Genomic DNA, 16,350 nt, shown 5'->3' on the forward strand with positions numbered 1-16,350 from the left:
GGGGGAACAGCAGCTGTGGGGGACGCAGCACCGGAAGATCGTCAAGCGCGAGCTCGCAGCCATCAACAACCGCCGCCTAGCCCAGGGTATGGATCCCGTTGCATACCCTGGCGACGAAAAAGGCGATCGACACGGTCGGCCTTGCGCTGTCAGGCGGCGGGATCCGATCCTCCGCAATCTGCCTCGGCGTCTTGCAGGCTTTCAATCACCACGGGCTCATCAAGCACATCGACTATCTGTCGACCGTATCGGGCGGCGGTTACACCGGCTGTTCGTTTACGGCGACCATGACGCGGGCGCAGAATTTCGTCTTCGGAAGCACGCCGACACCTGGAGCCGAGAGCGCAAATGAGATCAGTGACACGCCTGCGGTGGGCCATATCCGGAATTACTCGAACTATCTCGTTCCGGCCGGCGCGCGCGACCTGATCACCGGCGTCGCAATCGTCGTGCGTGGACTCGTTGCCAATCTGAGCCTGACGCTGCCGGTTGTACTGCTCGTTGCAGTGATCACGATCCTGTCCAACGCCGCACGCTCGTCACTCTATACGACCAATTTCTTCGGCCTGAGCGTCGACGACACCCACAATCTTGGTCCCCTCTCCAGCCTGGGATTGATGCCTGCCTTCTTTCTTGTCGGCCTTGTTGTCGCTTTGCTGCTTTTGTTGGTCGGGCGCCTTTTCAAAGTCGGGCGGCGCGAGCTGTTTCGGTACCTGGCCGGTCTTGCGTTTGCGATGGGTCTCATCTGTGCGATCGCCAGCTGCCTGAATGTCGATCACTTTGGCCTTTCGCTTGCAGCGGTCCTGCTCGGCCTTGCGCTTTTCTTTGGCTGGGCAGTGCTGCGATCGATTTCGTCGACCAAGGGAGGTGAATTCCGCGGCTATCCGTCGACGGTCGGCGCGACCTATCTCGTTCTGCTTGCCGCCATCTGCTTCTTCGAATTTCAGCCCTTCATGATCGCCCAGATGTTCGATGTCGCCGACGCTAACACGACTCAGTCCGGCGGCATCATTGGCGGCGTTGCAATCAAGTGGGTCCAATCGCTTGCGGCCATCACTGCGCCGGTTGCGGCGGCTGTCACGCTGTTCCGGCAGCAATTCGCCGACCTGCTGAAGGGCGCCGGCGCCTCGGACCTGGGATCACGCCTGCTCGCCCATGCGGCGAAAGCAGCCGTGCTTGTCGCGGGACTGGCGCTGCCCTTGCTGATCTGGGTCGGATATCTCTATCTTTGCTATTGGGGCATCGCGAACGACAAGACCCTCGACGCCGCCTACCGTCAATACCCCATGATCGAGGAGTGGGGAGCGGCTGGCGTGCAACCCGTGCCGCCCGCGGCCGGTGTCGATGTCAAGGAAATGTCCAGTTTGACTCGGCGACCCGCAAGCTCTCGGCCGAAATCACCAATCGCGAAGCGAAGGTCGTCGTCTCCAAGCCGGTGGGGCCGATCTCGCACATTCCCGCATGGCTGTTTTCCGTTGCGTCATTGCAGTCCCCGGACAAATTCACTTGGTCGAAGTACCAGTTCGGCAACAGTGTCAGCTGGCGGATGATGCTGCTCTACTTCTTGTCGGGCTCGGCCATGTTCGGCCTGTCGTGGGTTCTCGGGCCGAATGCCAATTCGTTGCACCGGCTCTATCGTGATCGCCTCAGCAAGGCCTTCTTGTTCAATCCGCTCTATTACGCCGACGGGGAGCCGTCGCGGAACATGCCGAGCCTGGACCAGGGGAGGGATTTCCTTCCGCTCGACGAGGAGAAGCTGAGCGGTCTGTTACATCAGATGGTCTACGGGGTCGATCCAGCGGGAGCGATGACGGTCGCGACATCGAAAAAATGCAGCCTGGCCTCGCCATATCCCATCATCAACGCCGCGCTGAACATCCAAGGATCCGACTTCGCCAATCGGCGGGGACGGAACGCGGATTTCTTCATATTCTCGCCGCTGCACGTCGGCAGCGAGGCCACTGGCTATGCGAATACACCGGCATTCGAGAAGGTCGCGCCGGGCCTCGATCTTGCGACCGCGATGGCAATCTCCGGGGCCGCTGCTTCGTCGAACATGGGCTCGGGGTCGATCCGCTCGCTGACCCCGACCCTGGCGCTCCTCAACGTGCGCCTGGGGTACTGGTTGAAGAACCCGCGCTGGGTCTCGACAAAGGACAAGCCGCAGCACCACTCGACCCCTTTGTTTCTATGGTCTGAGATCTCGGGCCGGCTTTACGAGAATGCCGATGCGGTCTACCTGACGGACGGCGGACACATCGAGAATCTCGGTGTCTACGAGTTGTTGCGACGACGCTGCAAGGTGATCATCGCGGTTGACGCCGAAGCCGATGCACCCATGAATTTCTCATCCCTGGTGACGCTGCAGCGCTATGCGCGCATCGATCTCGGGATCATCATCGATCTGCCGTGGACGCCGATCCGCAACACCACGCTCGAGTGGATGAAGTGCAACGCAACCAAATCCCCGGCCCGGCGCACGGCGGGCGGACCGCACGTGGCGGTCGGCACCATCGACTACGGCTCGGGGGAAAAGGGGTACCTCGTGTACATCAAGTCGTCCCTGACCGGAGACGAGAACGACTACATCCGCGACTATGCACGCCGCAACGACACCTTCCCGCATGAAACCACCGGTGACCAGTTCTTCTCGGAGGAGCAGTTCGAGGTCTACCGCGCGCTGGGTTTCCACATGAGCCACGGTTTTCTCACCGAGGATGCCGGCGCGGATGCAATCGTCGTCAACGTTCCGGGAGAACGCTGCGCAAAGCGAAACTTCTGCGACAGCAAGGTGGAGCCGATCGGCGCAGTCCGCCGTGCGCTCGGCCTGCGCTGAGAGGCCTCGGCTCGTGGCATCGGAGACCGCCTCTGACGGGCGGATCACCGGTCTGAGCCGAATTCCCGCCCATTGGAATTCCAAATGACCTGATTTGCCGGGAAACCGCGCCTCCGTGCCGTTGCCCTGCCCGGAAGTTTGCGGTATCCCAGCCACGAAATTCGACTTTCGACTGGGGACAATTCATGGCTGACCATAGCGAAGTGGCGTACAGCACCGCCGACGGCAACGACTACGTTGCCCACGAGCAGACCTACGAGGGCTTCATCAAGCTGGTGAAGTACGGCACGGTCTCGGTCGCGCTTATCGTGATCCTGATGGCGATCTTCCTGACCTGATTCATCCCCTGCAGCACCGCCAGTGTCGTCGGTGCCTATAAAATTTGCAATCAAGCCGGATTGAAAACCGGTATCCAACGTTGCGGGAGTAACGCTAAGTTCGCGTGCGCGCTTCTTCCCGCGTCGCCGGAGGGCCTATGAAGATCGCCGTTGCCAAGGAAATCGATCCGTCGGAGCCGCGGGTCGCCGCTTCGCCGGATACGGTGAAGAAGTTCAAGGCGTTGGGCGCCGAGATCGCCGTCGAGCCGGGCGCCGGCCTCAAGTCGGGCCTGCCGGACTCGAATTCACCGCCGTGGGCGCCACCGTCAGCGCCGACGCGCTGAAGGACGCCGACATCATCATCAAGGTGAAGCGCCCTGAAGCCTCCGAGTTGGCGCAGTACAAGCGCGGCGCGCTCGTCATCGCCATCATGGACCCCTACGGCAACGAGGCCGCGCTGAAGACGATCGCCGATGCCGGTGTCTCCGCCTTCGCGATGGAATTGATGCCGCGCATCACGCGCGCGCAGGTGATGGACGTGCTGTCCTCGCAGGCCAACCTCGCCGGCTACCGCGCCGTGATCGAGGGCGCCGAGGCCTTCGGACGCGCCTTCCCGATGATGATGACCGCGGCCGGCACGGTGCCCGCCGCCAAAGTGTTCGTGATGGGCGTCGGCGTCGCCGGCCTCCAGGCGATCGCGACCGCACGCCGTCTCGGCGCCGTCGTCACCGCGACCGACGTCCGGCCCGCCACCAAGGAGCAGGTCGAATCGCTCGGTGCAAAATTCCTCGCCGTCGAGGACGAGGAATTCAAGAACGCGCAGACCGCCGGCGGCTACGCCAAGGAAATGTCCAAGGAATACCAGGCCAAGCAGGCCGCGCTCACCGCCGAGCACATCAAGAAGCAGGACATCGTGATCACCACCGCGCTGATTCCGGGCCGGCCGGCGCCGAGGCTCGTCACGGCTGACATGGTCAAGTCGATGAAGCCGGGATCAGTGCTGGTCGATCTCGCCGTCGAGCGCGGCGGCAATGTCGAAGGCGTCAAGGCGGGCGAGGTCGCTGATGTCGGTGGCATCAAGATCGTCGGCTACACCAACGTCGCCGGCCGCGTCGCGGCGTCGGCCTCCAGCCTCTACGCGCGCAATTTGTTCAACTTCATCGAAACGATGGTCGACAAGACCAGCAAGGCGCTGGCCGTGAACTGGGACGACGAGCTCGTCAAAGCGACCGCGCTGACCAGGGACGGCGCCGTCATCCACCCGAACTTCCAGCCGAAAGCGTAAGGAGAGCCGCCATGGAGCATGTTGCACAGGTCGTCGACCCCTTCGTCTTCCGGCTGTCGATCTTCGTTCTCGCCGTCTTCGTCGGCTATTTCGTGGTGTGGTCGGTGACCCCGGCGCTGCATACGCCGCTGATGAGCGTGACCAATGCGATCTCCTCGGTGATCGTGGTCGGTGCGCTGCTCGCGGTCGGGGTCGGCATGATCTCGAGCGGCTCGGGCTGGGCGCGCGGCTTCGGCTTCATCGCGCTCATTTTCGCCTGCGTGAATATCTTCGGCGGCTTCCTTGTCACCCAGCGCATGCTGGCGATGTACAAGAAGAAGGTGAAGTGAGCGGCGTTCACCTCGGGGTGACAAAGACAAAGGGGACCTGAGATGAACGCCAATCTGGCTGCAGTTCTGTATCTCGTGGCGGGTGTGCTGTTCATCCTGTCACTGCGCGGGCTGTCCAGCCCCGCCTCATCGCGGCAGGGTAATTTCTTCGGCATGATCGGCATGGCGATCGCGGTCGCCACCACGCTGGCCAGCCATCCGCCGGCGGACGGCCTCGCCTGGATCCTCGTGATCCTTGGCATCGCGATCGGCGGCAGCGTCGGTGCGGTGATCGCCCGCCGGGTGCCGATGACCTCGATGCCGGAACTGGTCGCCGCGTTCCATTCGCTGGTCGGTATGGCCGCGGTGCTGGTCGCCGCCGGTGCGTTCTACGCGCCGGAGGCCTTCGACATCGGCAGCCCCGGCAACATCCATCCGCAGAGCCTGGTCGAGATGTCGCTCGGCGTCGCCATCGGCGCGCTGACCTTCACCGGCTCGGTGATCGCGTTCCTGAAGCTGTCCGCGCGTATGAGCGGTGCGCCGATCATCCTGCCGTTCCGCCACATCATCAACATTGCGCTCGCGATCGCCCTCGTCGTCTTCATCGTCGGGCTGGTCATGACGGGCAGCGCGCTCGACTTCTGGCTGATCGTCATCATCGCGCTGGCGCTCGGCGTCCTCATGATCATCCCGATCGGCGGCGCCGACATGCCGGTCGTGATTTCGATGCTTAACTCGTACTCGGGCTGGGCCGCGGCCGGCATCGGCTTCACCCTCGGCAATTCCGCGCTGATCATCACCGGCGCGCTGGTGGGATCAAGCGGCGCGATCCTGTCCTACATCATGTGCCACGCGATGAACCGCTCCTTCATCTCGGTCATTCTCGGCGGCTTCGGCGGCGAGACCGCGGCGGCCGGCGGTGGCGGCGGCGAGCAGAAGCCGGCCAAGCTCGGCTCGGCCGACGACGCAGCCTTCATCATGAAGAACGCGCAGAAGGTCATCATCGTGCCCGGCTATGGCATGGCGGTGGCACAGGCTCAGCATGCGCTGCGTGAAATGGGCGACATCCTGAAGAAAGAAGGCGTCGAGGTGAAATACGCCATTCACCCGGTCGCCGGCCGCATGCCCGGCCACATGAACGTGCTGCTGGCCGAGGCCAACGTGCCCTATGACGAGGTGTTCGAGCTCGAGGACATCAACTCCGAATTCGCGCAGGCCGATATCGCCTTCGTGATCGGCGCCAACGACGTCACCAATCCGGCGGCCGAAGAGGACAAGACCTCGCCGATCTACGGCATGCCGGTGCTCCAGGTCTGGAAGGCCGGCACCGTGATGTTCATCAAGCGCTCGCTCGCTTCCGGCTATGCCGGCATCGACAATCCGCTGTTCTATCGCGACAACACCATGATGCTGCTCGGCGACGCCAAGAAGGTCACCGAGAACATCGTCAAGGCGATGTAGCGCGGAGGCAAGCGGGCCATTGCCAATGCGACGCGCGAGCAGCGCGTCGCGTGGCACACCGCTCACCAGGCGGCGTGCGGCTGCCGTGACGTTCCGGCCCGCCTCGGGCGATGTCATGAAATTGCTGCCGAGCCGGTGCAAACCCTGAACAGGGGCCGGGTCGCGTCATCATGACCATCGTCAAATGGATCGCCATCCTGCTCGTGACCGTCTATTGCGCCGGTCTCCTCGTGCTGTATGTCAGGCAGCGCGAGATGCTGTTTCCGATCCCGCCCGTCGGTCGCACCACGCCGGACGCCGCAGGCTTCCCCGAGGCCGAAGAGCACGTCCTGACTACCTCCGATGGCGAGAATGTCATCGTCTGGCACGTGCCGGCGAAGCCAGGCCGCCCCGTGATCCTGTATTTTCCGGGCAATGGCGATTATCTCGCCGGTCGCGTCAGCCGCCTCAAGGCCATGACGGCGGACGGCACCGGCCTGGTCGCGCTGTCCTATCGCGGCTATGCCGGCTCGAGCGGGGCGCCGAGCGAGGCGGGCCTGCTGCGCGATGCCGCGGCCGCCTACGCCTTCACCACCGCGCGCTACGGGGCGGAGCGAATCGTCGCGTGGGGCTTTTCGCTCGGGACCGGCGTGGCGGTCGCGATCGCCTCGGAGCATCGTGTTGGAAAACTCATCCTGGAAGCGCCCTATACATCGACGGCCGATATTGCAGCTTCATCGTTCTGGTACGTTCCGGTCCGCCTGCTGATGCGAGATCCATTTCATTCCGACGAGCGCATCCCGCGCGTCACTGTGCCGCTATTGGTGATGCATGGCACCGATGACCTTGCCATTTCCATCGTGTTCGGAGAGCGTCTGTTCGCGCTTGCGCACGAACCGAAGGAGTTCGTTCGCTTTGCGGGCGGTGGACACGACAATCTCGATGCGTTCGGTGCGATTGAAACGGCGAGGCACTTCATTGCTTTCTAGACGGCTTGTCGTTCGGCGCGCGAGCGGGTTCATCGCCGCGATCCTCGTCGTGTTGTTGCCACAGCACGCATGGGCGGCGACCGGGCTCGACGGCGCGGCGATGCGCTGGCCGTATGCGCTGCCCTTTGCCGGCCTCCTGCTGTCGATCGCGCTCGGGCCGCTGCTGTTTGCAAAAGTCTGGCACCATCATTACGGCAAGATCGCCGCGGCCTGGTCGCTGCTGGCACTCGCCTCGCTCGTCATCCTGGCCGGGAGCATGGCGACGTTGGCGGCGCTCGTTCACGCCATGCTCGCCGAATATCTCGGCTTCATCGTGCTGCTGTTCTCGCTCTATGTCGTGGCTGGCGGCATTCTCGTGACGGGCGACATCAAGGCGACGCCGGCATCAAATGCCGGCATCCTCGCGCTCGGTACGGTGATGGCGAGTGTCGTCGGCACCACGGGGGCGGCCATGATCCTGATCCGCCCTCTGATCCGCGCCAACCGGCCGCGGCGCTACAACGCCCATGTCGTCATCTTCTTCATCATCCTGGTCGCCAATGTCGGTGGCGCGCTGAGCCCGCTCGGCGATCCCCCGCTGTTCGTCGGCTTCCTGCATGGTGTCGACTTCTTCTGGACCACGCGGACCATCTGGCTGCAGACGGCGATCGTTGCCGGACTGCTGCTCGCGATCTTCGTCGTCATCGACGTCTGGCGCTTCCGCAGCGAACCCTTGCTCGGCGCCGCCGGCGCCGCGAAGCCGGTCCGCATCCGCGGCCTCGTCAACCTGGTGCTGATTGCAGCCATCGTCGCGAGCCTGCTGGCCTCGGCGATGTGGAAGCCCGGCATCGCTTTCGACATTCTCGGAACCAGGCTGGAGCTGGAAGATATCGCCCGCAACGCGGCGCTGCTGGCCATAGCGGGCCTGTCGGTGTGGTTGACGCCGGACGAGCACCGGCAGGCCAACGGCTTCACTTGGGAGCCGATCCGCGAAGTCGCAAAGCTGTTCGCCGGCATTTTCATCGCGATCATCCCGGTCATCGCCATGCTCGATGCCGGCCATCACGGCGCGTTCGCCTGGCTGTTGTCGGCCGTGACCGCTCCGGACGGCACGCCGCGCGAGGTTGCCTATTTCTGGTTCACCGGTCTGATGTCGGCGTTCCTCGACAATGCGCCGACCTATCTGTTGTTCTTCGAGCTCGCCGGCGGCGACCCGCAGGTGCTGATGCACGAACTCTCGGGCACGCTCGCCTCCATCTCCATGGGCGCAGTCTACATGGGCGCGCTTACCTATATCGGCAATGCGCCGAATTTCATGGTGAGCAGCATCGCCAGCGAGAACGGCATCGAGATGCCGAGCTTCTTCGGTTATTTCCTGCGCGCCAGCGCGGTGCTGATCCCGCTGTTCGTGCTGCTGACGCTGCTGCCGTTCGCTCCGATCCTGCGCTGGCATTGAATCTGCCGCGCGATTGCTACTGCTCGGCTGAGACAATTGGAGCCGATGGATGAGCGCGCACAATCCGACCTCGATCGGCCTGGATCTTTCCGGCGCTGGCCGTGCGAGGCGCATCTGTCGGGCCGGGCCTTGGTGCTCAGCGTCGTGCTGCTGCTGATTGCGCTGCTGGCGGTCGTGTTGCTGTCCAAGAAATTCTCGCTGGTGGTCGATGCCGTCGCGGCCAGGATCGGCGCGCCGCCTGCCTTTGCTCCTGACCTTCTTCCTGAGCATGCTGACCTTCGGTACGGGCAGGACCAATGTCCTGTTCGGGCTGGTCCATAAGGTGGTATTTGCCGTCTACGTGTTCGTGGTTTTCGTGCCCTGAACCGGTTTTCCGGATATGCCCCAGGAGAGTTCCGATGCTTGCCGCCGAGTCCGAGGTTCAGGTCGACAATGAGCAGGTTCGGGTGACCGAGTGGCGGCTCGCGCCAAACAGCGCCACCGGGCATCACACCCATGGCATGGACTACGTCATTGTTCCCGTGGTCGGAGGGGAAATGACCATCGTGGCGCCCGATGGCGAGCGGTCCAAAGCACAGCTTGCGGCCGGGAAATCCTATTTTCGCAAGGCCGGCGTCCAGCACGACGTGCTTAACGAAACCGCAACCGAGATCGTGTTCCTTGAGGTTGAGCTGAAGTCGTAAGTCCGGCGTACCCCTTTGCCATTGATCCGTCGCAGTTGATCCCTCACTATGCCTCAAAGTTCCCGCATCAGATCGCGCGGGGAGTGGCCGGAATGCTGAAATACATCGCTAAAATCTCGATGGACATCTTCCCCTCGGTGCTCGCAACGATCATCGGGGCGTATATCGTTAATCATTACATCAACGCCAAGCCGGCGGCGGATGCGCCCGCGGCCGTAATGGCGCCCGCCGAGGCCGGCAAGAACGGCAAGCCCGCCGATGTGGCCAACCTCCCCGCGCCCGGCGTCAAGGCCAAGGGCATCTCCGAGAAGAACGTGACGGACAAGCCGGCGGCCGAGAAGGCTGCCGATCATCCGGGCGCGGAGTCGAAGACCTCGACGGCGGACGTGGCACCGGCCGAGGCCGCCCCGCGCGGCAAGCCGTCCGGTCGCGAGAAGGCAGTCGCCAAGTCCACGCCGGCCGTCAGTGCAGCCGCTCCCGCCACCCCGGTGGTGGAGGCCAATTCGGCGCCCGCTGCTGCCGCGCCGGCCGCAACCCCCGACGCCAACGATCTCGTGCGCGCCGCGATCGAGCGCCTGCGCAAGTCGCCTGAGAGCAAAGCGGCTGAGGCCAAAGCTTCCGACACAAAGGCTGCCGACACAAAGGCTTCCGACAATAAGTCTTCCGAGACCAAGGCGCCCGAGAAGACTCAGGAGCCTGCGGTGCGTGAAGCCGCCCGCACTCCGGAGGCCCCGCGTATCATTCCCGTGGATACGTCATCGGTGCGTCCGTTGCCGCCGCCGATCACGGTCTCGACACCCGCAGCCGAGGCCTATGGCAATGGCGGCTCGTCGCAGCCGAGCCCGCCCTACACGGCGTCGGTCGGCAACGAGAACCCAGATCGGCTGACGCCGCCGGCTGATATTCCGGTCCCGATGATTGCGCCCCCGCTCGATCTGCGCGCCGATGCCGGCGCGTCGATGCCGCGGCCGAAGACCAATGTCGCCGACGACATGCTGTCGGGCGTTAAGTCCATGTTCCACTCCGTTCTGCCGAAGAGCGTCACCCCGGATTAAGACGGCGCCTGCGCGGCGCCAGACTCGTCAGCCGCCGACGCGGGCGAGGCCGCTGCGGGCGGCGTCGTCGCGTGGGCGAAGCGAGACCGCCTTGGTGTAGGACGCCGCCGCCTTGGTCCTGTCGCCCAGCCGTTCATAGGCTTGCCCGCGTATGGTCCAGACTTGGGCATTGTGGGGATCGGCCTCGGAAGCCTCATCCAGATCGGCCGCGGCCTCCTTGACCTTGCCGAGGGCGAGATAACTGGTGGCGCGGCCGAGCAGCGGCTCGACCTTCTGCGGGTTAAGGCCGCTCGCGGCACTGAAATCGGCGATGGCGAAGTCGTGCTGGTTCTTGCCCTGGTAGATCAGGGCGCGGCCATAGAGCGCCTGCGCATTGTAGGGATCGAGTCCGACCGCGTGATTGAATTCATCGAGCGCGGCCGCCGTCTCGCCGGACTTTGCCAGAGCCTGGGCCTTTGCCGTATGGGCCTGGGCTTCGCTGACATTGACGGCGCTGACCACGTTCTCAGCGGTCGTGGCCGCCTTGGGTGCCTCCTGCGGCTTCTCCTTCTCCGGCGTCAGCGACCCCAGGTCGAAGGAGCAGCCGCATAGCGAAATCCCCATCAAGGCCAGCGCAAACGGCTGCTGCAAGATCTGCCGTAGCCGCGCCAAGCCGCGCTTGGGGAGAGGGGAGGCCATCTACGGTTCGCTCGCGCTGGTGCCGCATCGGTAGTGCCCCATCCCAGCAAGGCACCGCTCACAAAACAATAACGCGGGCCAGGGGCCCGCGTCATCGAAAACTGAAATCTCTCAAGTCGGGTAAATCAGCGCGGTCCGCGCGGACCAGCACTTGCACCTGCGCCTGCACCCGGGCCGCCGCGACCGCCACGATCACCGCCGGGGCCAGCACCGAACACCGGCTTCGGCTTCATCGGCAGCAGGCCTTCGCGCTGCAGCTTCTTGCGGGCCAGCTTGCGTGCGCGACGCACGGCTTCGGCCTTTTCACGGGCCTTCTTCTCGGAGGGCTTTTCGTAGTGACCGCGGAGCTTCATCTCGCGGAAAATACCCTCGCGCTGCATCTTCTTCTTCAGCGCCTTGAGGGCTTGATCGACATTGTTATCGCGAACGAGAACCTGCACGCGGCATCCTCTTCAGTGGATCGGATTTGAATTCTGGTAAGTCAAAGGGGATGGCGAAACGCACAAGCCCTTGACCTTGAGGGCGCGGATGTATCAGACAAAACTTGGGATGTCCACCGGCCAAGCGGGTTTTCGGGCCAAGTTCAGCCATTAAATGAGGCAAAATACCTCTGCGCGGCCCTGATTTGGGAGATTTGACGCCAAGGGTGGGGCCGTTTCCGGAGCTTTGTTCCGGAATCTTTGAAAGCAGGGGACGACACATGGATATGAAGAAGTACGCGGCCGAAGCTATCGGTACCTTTTGGCTCACATTCGCAGGTTGCGGAAGTGCGGTGATCGCAGCCGGCTTTCCGCAGGTTGGCATCGGTCTGGTCGGTGTCTCCCTCGCATTCGGACTGAGCGTGGTCACCATGGCCTATGCGATCGGCCACATCTCAGGCTGTCATCTCAATCCGGCCGTCACTGTCGGTCTTGCCGCCGGCGGACGTTTTCCGGCCGGACAGATCCTGCCTTATGTGATTGCGCAGGTCGCCGGCGCGATCGTGGCCGCGTGGCTGCTCTACGTCATCGCAAGCGGAGCTCCCGGCTTCGACGTCAGCAAGGGGTTCGCGTCCAACGGGTACGATGCCCATTCTCCCGGCCAGTACAGCATGATCGTGTGCTTCCTCACCGAGGTGGTCATGACCATGATGTTCCTGTTCATCATCATGGGCGCGACTCACGGCCGCGCGCCCGCCGGCTTTGCGCCGCTGGCGATCGGGCTCGCGCTGGTGATGATCCATCTCGTCAGCATCCCCGTCACCAACACCTCCGTGAACCCGGCGCGTAGCACGGGGCCCGCGCTGTTCGTCGGCGGCTGGGCGCTGTCGCAGCTCTGGTTGTTCTGGGTTGCGCCACTGATCGGCGGCGCGCTGGGCGGGGTGATCTATCGTTGGCTCAGCGAAGAGCCCACTGGCGTCGTCGCGGGCGCGAAGAAGGCATAACTGCAAAGCGGGATCGCGGCATGCGCCGCGGTCCCGTTATTTGCCGGTCGTGGGTCGCACTTCGGTGACATGTCCCATCTTGCGGCCCGGACGCGGCGCGCCCTTGCCGTAGATGTGCACCGTTGCGCCCGCGACGCTCAACCACTTGTCATATTCGTTGATCTCGTCGCCGATCAGATTGGTCATGGTGACGACTTCGCCGTGGCGCACGGGCTTGCCGAGGGGCCAGCCGGCAATGGCGCGGATGTGCTGCTCGAACTGCGAGACGGACGCACCGTCGAGCGTCCAATGTCCGGAATTGTGCACGCGCGGAGCGATCTCGTTGACCAGCACCTTGGGTCCGGTGCCGTTGGCGAGCACGAACATCTCGACGGCAAGCACGCCGACATAATCGAGCGCGCCCGCGATCTTGCCGGCGATACTGCGCGCTTCCTCGGCGAGCACGTCCGGGATCCGGGCGGGCGCACGGGAGATCTTCAGGATGTGGTCGCGGTGCTCGTTTTCGGTGACGTCGAAACACTCGACCTGGCCTGTGGCCGAGCGGGCGGCGATCACGGAAATCTCACGCTCGTACGGCACGAAGGCTTCCAGGATGGCCGATTTGGTGGCGAGACTGGTCCACACTTTCGCGACGTCGTCGCCCTCGCGGATGACGGCCTGGCCCTTGCCGTCATAGCCGAAGCGACGGGTCTTCAGCACCGCCGGAAGGCCGATCCTGGCGATCGCCTCGCGCAATGACGGGACCGAGGTGACGTCGGCGTAGGCTGCGGTGCCGATGCCCAGCCGCGTCACGAAATCCTTCTCGGCGAGCCGGTCCTGGGTGGTCTCGAGGATCTTGCGGTTGGGCAGCACCGGGCGGCGCGCATCCAGCACCATCGCGGCCGCGGACGGCACGTTCTCAAATTCGTAGGTGATGACGTCGACGTCGTTGGCGAACAGCTCGAGTGCTTCGACATCGGCATATTCGGCGCAGGTCGCATTCAGGACGACGTCGAAGGCCGGTGAGTCCGGATCGGGCGAGAACACCTGGCAGCGCAGGCCAAGCCGGGCCGCCGCCATGGCCAGCATCCGCCCCAATTGTCCGCCGCCGAGGATGCCAATGGTGTCGCCGGGCTTCAGCTTCACCTGCTTTGCGTCAGTCACGCCTTGTCCTCCGGGCGCTCGGCCACGGCCTCGGTCTGCGCCTTGCGCCAGGCGGCGAGGCGATCGGACAAGGCCGGGTCGGACAAGGCCAGCACGGCCGCCGCCAGCAACGCCGCATTGATGGCGCCCGCCTTGCCGATGGCGAGGGTGCCGACCGGGATGCCTGCGGGCATCTGGACGATCGAATAGAGCGAATCGATGCCCTTGAGCGTCCTGGATTCGATGGGGACGCCGAACACGGGCAATTCCGTCAGAGCCGCCGCCATGCCGGGCAGGTGGGCTGCGCCACCCGCGCCGGCGATGATGACCTTGTAACCAGCCGTCTTGGCGCCTTTGGCGAACGTAAACAGCCGGTCGGGGGTGCGGTGGGCCGAAACGATGCGGGTGTCGGCGGCAACGCCGAGCCCTGCGAGCGTGTCGGCGGCATGCCGCATCGTGTCCCAGTCCGACTGGCTTCCCATGATGATGGCGATCGGCGCGGTCATGACGTGAATTGTTCTCGAAAAACAGAAAGATAGGCCAGACTAAAGGTTCCGGCCGGTGGCTCGCAAGGCGGTGGCAAGGAGAAGGGAATGAACTATCCTGTCTTGGTGAAACCCCGCAAGCCTTCATTGAGCAGGATGCCCATGAAGAAACCAAAAAGGGCAAGCGCTGCGAAGGCCAAAAAGGGCCCGAAGGCCAGTGCCGGCCGCTCCAAAGTTGCTCTCAAGCGTCCGGCCAAGCGTCGGATCAAGGGTCCGGCGCGGCGTCCGACCAGGCCGTCGCAGCGGGCAGCGTCTGCCGATGACGGGGCCAAAGCGGCCATCGAGCCGGCCATCAACGCGACCATCCGCGAGCTCCGGAGCAAGCTCAAGGGGGCGCTGCGGCGGGTCGCGGAGCTCGAGGCGGCTGCCGACACCGATTTCCTGCTCGAAATTCCGAACCGGCGCGGCTTCGAACGCGAGCTCGCCCGCGCCGTCGCCTACATGAAGCGCTACCGCGCCAGCGGGGCGCTGATCGTGCTCGACGTCGATCGGTTGAAGCCGATCAACGATTCCTTCGGCCATGCGGCCGGCGACGAGGTCCTGAAGGCGATTGCCACCACGCTGACGCGGCAGATCCGCGCTTCGGACGTGGTCGGCCGGCTCGGCGGCGACGAGTTCGCGCTGCTGCTCTGGAATCTCAGCGAGACCGACGCCAAGGCGAAGGCCGCGGCTTTCGAGCAGGCCATCGACGAATTGTCCTTTGTCTTTCGCGGCCAGCACGTGAGCGCGGGCGCTTCCGCCGGCGTCGCCCTGCTCGGAGTGCAATCCGACGCCACGCGCGCCCTGGAGGAGGCCGATGCCGCGATGTATGTGCGCAAGGCGCACCGGCGGCACGAGCCGCACATCAGGCTCGTCAGCAGCTAGTTAAAGCGTGCCGAGGTCTTTCGGTACGTCGCCGAAGCTGCGGAGCAGTTTTGCGTCCCCGAATTCGCCGGTCATGGGATCGCCGCTGCGGCTGAACGCGACCGCGCCGGTGTGGCCGGCGCCGTGCGACATAATCTCGGCGCGCCGTAGCGCGGCCGCCGCGCTCTGGCATTCCTCGGCCGCACCCGCGACCGGCGATCCGTCCTCGTCGGTCAGGAAAGGTAATGCAACGTAATAGGTGACATCGGACATGGTCGGCTCCGATAGCTGACAGTCAGGCGGCGCTGCTCTTGCTCCGCATCTTGCTGCGCGAGGTCTCCGGAATGCAGCCTGCGGAAACCGCCGCCTGCAATTCTTCCAGCTCGGCCTCCAGATATTCATTGGCCATGATCAGCGCCTTGATGGTGCTGCGCAGATTGCCGTCGCACATCGCGATCGCCTGATCGCAGGCTTGTTCATAATGGCTGTTGTCGAGAAGGGCGGTTGCCGACATCTGCATTTTCCTTAGACGGTTTCCCCGGGGGTGTTGGGTGCTCAAATGTTCTTATTTTGTTCCTTTCGAGTCAAGCGGATTTACGTGCGGCGGGGCCGCCGTAAAGTTCTACCCGTGGATCAGGCGATGATGTCGGGCGTGATCTGGTCTTCGATGAACGCGATACGGTCACGCAACAACAGCTTGCGTTTCTTCAACCGCTGTAACCGCAACAGGTCGGGGGCGGGCGATTGATGCAGTGCATCGATCGCCACATCGAGATCTCGGTGTTCCTGGTGCAACCGGGCGAGCTCGGATTCTGAGTTCGCGCGCATCTTCATTGGTCATGTCTGCGGTGGCCGAAAAACCGATAGGCGTGAGATTAAGGCTGTGGATGCCCTGTGGAAACTATCGTCCTTGCGCGCCGTGATCGCAAGCGATCTCGGGCTGTCGCGCGCCGATCTCCCGCGAGATATTTCTGCGGTCGCTCCGGCGTTGCGCAAGCGCATTGATATCACGGATTTTTCCCGCGTGGTTCCCTTACTCACGCTTCGTTACATATGAATTTCTAAAAATGACAGCGCGACGACTGATATCCATCGACAGAACAAATCGGTGATGTACACTTCCTCGTCCGGTCGAATCCAAGGTTCACCCCTACCGAGGAGGTTTCGAATGACAATTCAGGCACATCTGGTTGAATTGGAACGGAAGCACAAAACTCTCGAAAACGAATTGCACGAAGCTCTCGTGCACCTTTCAACAGACGACCTGCAAATTGTTGAGTTGAAGCGCCGGAAGTTGATGGTCAAGGACCAGATCGAGCGTCTCAGGCACGGCGACACGCTCCACTAGTAACCCCGTAACAGCGTAGAGTTGATCGCACCCTTTCAGGCAG

At 63.6% G+C, this 16,350-nt stretch carries 19 protein-coding genes and 4 pseudogenes; 16 read left to right on the forward strand and 7 right to left on the reverse strand.

The genetic code is table 11. The features are described 5' to 3' along the window. Positions 1-191: 191 nt before the first annotated feature. From AB3L03_RS24390 to AB3L03_RS24445, 12 genes and pseudogenes are all read left to right on the forward strand, one after another. Positions 192-242, forward strand: a pseudogene (locus tag AB3L03_RS24390) (hypothetical protein); the annotation flags it as partial. Between the two features lie 264 nt (positions 243-506). After that, on the forward strand, positions 507-1,550 hold the full coding sequence (locus AB3L03_RS24395; protein ID WP_368509130.1) for a hypothetical protein: 1,044 nt from the start codon (positions 507-509) through the stop codon (positions 1,548-1,550). Next, a complete protein-coding gene (locus AB3L03_RS24400) occupies positions 1,484-2,836 on the forward strand; it encodes a hypothetical protein (protein ID WP_368509131.1) in 1,353 nt (450 codons plus the stop codon). Before AB3L03_RS24395 ends, AB3L03_RS24400 begins: the two co-directional genes overlap by 67 nt. Before the next feature lie 185 nt (positions 2,837-3,021). Continuing rightward, entirely contained in the window at positions 3,022-3,174 is a 153-nt protein-coding gene (locus tag AB3L03_RS24405) for an aa3-type cytochrome c oxidase subunit IV (RefSeq protein ID WP_007596280.1), read from the forward strand. A gap of 137 nt (positions 3,175-3,311) precedes the next feature. Then, positions 3,312-4,438 (forward strand): annotated as a pseudogene (locus AB3L03_RS24410) (Re/Si-specific NAD(P)(+) transhydrogenase subunit alpha). Between the two features lie 11 nt (positions 4,439-4,449). After that, positions 4,450-4,767 (forward strand): proton-translocating transhydrogenase family protein, encoded by a 318-nt coding sequence (locus AB3L03_RS24415; protein ID WP_018453812.1) that lies wholly within the window; start codon positions 4,450-4,452, stop codon positions 4,765-4,767. A gap of 42 nt (positions 4,768-4,809) precedes the next feature. After that, positions 4,810-6,207 (forward strand): NAD(P)(+) transhydrogenase (Re/Si-specific) subunit beta, encoded by a 1,398-nt coding sequence (locus AB3L03_RS24420; protein WP_085349147.1) that lies wholly within the window; start codon positions 4,810-4,812, stop codon positions 6,205-6,207. A gap of 170 nt (positions 6,208-6,377) precedes the next feature. Next, complete coding sequence (locus AB3L03_RS24425) at positions 6,378-7,175, forward strand: alpha/beta hydrolase (protein WP_085349148.1); 798 nt, start codon at positions 6,378-6,380, stop codon at positions 7,173-7,175. Next, complete coding sequence (locus tag AB3L03_RS24430) at positions 7,129-8,610, forward strand: sodium:proton antiporter (protein WP_085349149.1); 1,482 nt, start codon at positions 7,129-7,131, stop codon at positions 8,608-8,610. Before AB3L03_RS24425 ends, AB3L03_RS24430 begins: the two co-directional genes overlap by 47 nt. Before the next feature lie 108 nt (positions 8,611-8,718). Beyond that, positions 8,719-8,974, forward strand: a pseudogene (locus AB3L03_RS24435) (ionic transporter y4hA); the annotation flags it as partial. Between the two features lie 34 nt (positions 8,975-9,008). Continuing rightward, complete coding sequence (locus tag AB3L03_RS24440; protein WP_018453817.1) at positions 9,009-9,293, forward strand: cupin domain-containing protein; 285 nt, start codon at positions 9,009-9,011, stop codon at positions 9,291-9,293. Positions 9,294-9,385: 92 nt separating this feature from the next. After that, positions 9,386-10,348, forward strand: a complete 963-nt coding sequence (locus tag AB3L03_RS24445; protein WP_368507141.1) for a hypothetical protein — start codon at positions 9,386-9,388, stop codon at positions 10,346-10,348. Positions 10,349-10,375: 27 nt separating this feature from the next. Here AB3L03_RS24445 and AB3L03_RS24450 read toward each other — a convergent pair whose 3' ends face one another. Beyond that, on the reverse strand, positions 10,376-11,026 hold the full coding sequence (locus tag AB3L03_RS24450; protein WP_204512212.1) for a tetratricopeptide repeat protein: 651 nt from the start codon (positions 11,024-11,026) through the stop codon (positions 10,376-10,378). A gap of 125 nt (positions 11,027-11,151) precedes the next feature. Next, positions 11,152-11,466: a 30S ribosomal protein S21 gene (rpsU, locus tag AB3L03_RS24455; protein ID WP_007614218.1), complete on the reverse strand. Its 315-nt coding sequence runs from the start codon at positions 11,464-11,466 to the stop codon at positions 11,152-11,154. Between the two features lie 260 nt (positions 11,467-11,726). On the opposite strand from rpsU, the gene aqpZ reads away from it, so the two are divergent. Continuing rightward, on the forward strand, positions 11,727-12,449 hold the full coding sequence (gene aqpZ / locus AB3L03_RS24460) for an aquaporin Z (protein WP_368507142.1): 723 nt from the start codon (positions 11,727-11,729) through the stop codon (positions 12,447-12,449). A gap of 36 nt (positions 12,450-12,485) precedes the next feature. Here the strand turns inward: aqpZ and AB3L03_RS24465 are convergent, their stop codons facing one another. Continuing rightward, positions 12,486-13,592 carry a 5-(carboxyamino)imidazole ribonucleotide synthase gene (locus AB3L03_RS24465; RefSeq protein WP_368507143.1) on the reverse strand — a complete coding sequence of 369 codons (1,107 nt, stop codon included), beginning with the start codon at positions 13,590-13,592 and terminating at the stop codon, positions 12,486-12,488. Continuing rightward, positions 13,589-14,077, reverse strand: a complete 489-nt coding sequence (purE, locus tag AB3L03_RS24470) for a 5-(carboxyamino)imidazole ribonucleotide mutase (RefSeq protein WP_007614214.1) — start codon at positions 14,075-14,077, stop codon at positions 13,589-13,591. Before purE ends, AB3L03_RS24465 begins: the two co-directional genes overlap by 4 nt. Before the next feature lie 141 nt (positions 14,078-14,218). On the opposite strand from purE, the gene AB3L03_RS24475 reads away from it, so the two are divergent. Next, entirely contained in the window at positions 14,219-14,980 is a 762-nt protein-coding gene (locus tag AB3L03_RS24475) for a GGDEF domain-containing protein (RefSeq protein WP_204512210.1), read from the forward strand. On the opposite strand, the gene AB3L03_RS24480 is transcribed toward AB3L03_RS24475, so the two are convergent. The 3 genes and pseudogenes from AB3L03_RS24480 to AB3L03_RS24490 form a co-directional block, all read right to left on the reverse strand. Continuing rightward, complete coding sequence (locus tag AB3L03_RS24480) at positions 14,981-15,232, reverse strand: hypothetical protein (RefSeq protein WP_007614211.1); 252 nt, start codon at positions 15,230-15,232, stop codon at positions 14,981-14,983. It lies immediately after the preceding gene. Positions 15,233-15,254: 22 nt separating this feature from the next. Next, complete coding sequence (locus AB3L03_RS24485) at positions 15,255-15,473, reverse strand: hypothetical protein (protein WP_007614210.1); 219 nt, start codon at positions 15,471-15,473, stop codon at positions 15,255-15,257. Between the two features lie 119 nt (positions 15,474-15,592). Continuing rightward, positions 15,593-15,800 (reverse strand): annotated as a pseudogene (locus AB3L03_RS24490) (YdcH family protein). Between the two features lie 69 nt (positions 15,801-15,869). Between AB3L03_RS24490 and AB3L03_RS24495 the strand changes: the two are divergent. Both AB3L03_RS24495 and AB3L03_RS24500 read left to right on the forward strand, forming a co-directional pair. Further along, positions 15,870-16,016, forward strand: coding sequence for a hypothetical protein (locus tag AB3L03_RS24495; protein ID WP_240543946.1), 147 nt, complete (start codon positions 15,870-15,872; stop codon positions 16,014-16,016). Between the two features lie 111 nt (positions 16,017-16,127). Continuing rightward, positions 16,128-16,307: a YdcH family protein gene (locus AB3L03_RS24500; protein WP_007596254.1), complete on the forward strand. Its 180-nt coding sequence runs from the start codon at positions 16,128-16,130 to the stop codon at positions 16,305-16,307. The last annotated feature ends 43 nt before the right edge of the window (positions 16,308-16,350 follow it).

This window comes from Bradyrhizobium lupini, from assembly GCF_040939785.1.
Taxonomy (GTDB): domain Bacteria; phylum Pseudomonadota; class Alphaproteobacteria; order Rhizobiales; family Xanthobacteraceae; genus Bradyrhizobium; species Bradyrhizobium canariense_D.

Coding starts and splice junctions, on each gene's coding strand:
- AB3L03_RS24475 (WP_204512210.1), top strand. CDS start 14,219: ATGAAGAAACCAAAAAGGGCAAGCGCTGCGAAGGCCAAAAAGGGCCCG.
- AB3L03_RS24405 (WP_007596280.1), top strand. CDS start 3,022: ATGGCTGACCATAGCGAAGTGGCGTACAGCACCGCCGACGGCAACGAC.
- AB3L03_RS24445 (WP_368507141.1), top strand. CDS start 9,386: ATGCTGAAATACATCGCTAAAATCTCGATGGACATCTTCCCCTCGGTG.
- AB3L03_RS24480 (WP_007614211.1), bottom strand. CDS start 15,232: ATGTCCGATGTCACCTATTACGTTGCATTACCTTTCCTGACCGACGAG.
- aqpZ (WP_368507142.1), top strand. CDS start 11,727: ATGGATATGAAGAAGTACGCGGCCGAAGCTATCGGTACCTTTTGGCTC.
- AB3L03_RS24450 (WP_204512212.1), bottom strand. CDS start 11,026: ATGGCCTCCCCTCTCCCCAAGCGCGGCTTGGCGCGGCTACGGCAGATC.
- AB3L03_RS24415 (WP_018453812.1), top strand. CDS start 4,450: ATGGAGCATGTTGCACAGGTCGTCGACCCCTTCGTCTTCCGGCTGTCG.
- AB3L03_RS24420 (WP_085349147.1), top strand. CDS start 4,810: ATGAACGCCAATCTGGCTGCAGTTCTGTATCTCGTGGCGGGTGTGCTG.
- AB3L03_RS24425 (WP_085349148.1), top strand. CDS start 6,378: ATGACCATCGTCAAATGGATCGCCATCCTGCTCGTGACCGTCTATTGC.
- AB3L03_RS24440 (WP_018453817.1), top strand. CDS start 9,009: ATGCTTGCCGCCGAGTCCGAGGTTCAGGTCGACAATGAGCAGGTTCGG.
- AB3L03_RS24430 (WP_085349149.1), top strand. CDS start 7,129: ATGCGTTCGGTGCGATTGAAACGGCGAGGCACTTCATTGCTTTCTAGA.
- purE (WP_007614214.1), bottom strand. CDS start 14,077: ATGACCGCGCCGATCGCCATCATCATGGGAAGCCAGTCGGACTGGGAC.
- AB3L03_RS24500 (WP_007596254.1), top strand. CDS start 16,128: ATGACAATTCAGGCACATCTGGTTGAATTGGAACGGAAGCACAAAACT.
- AB3L03_RS24485 (WP_007614210.1), bottom strand. CDS start 15,473: ATGTCGGCAACCGCCCTTCTCGACAACAGCCATTATGAACAAGCCTGC.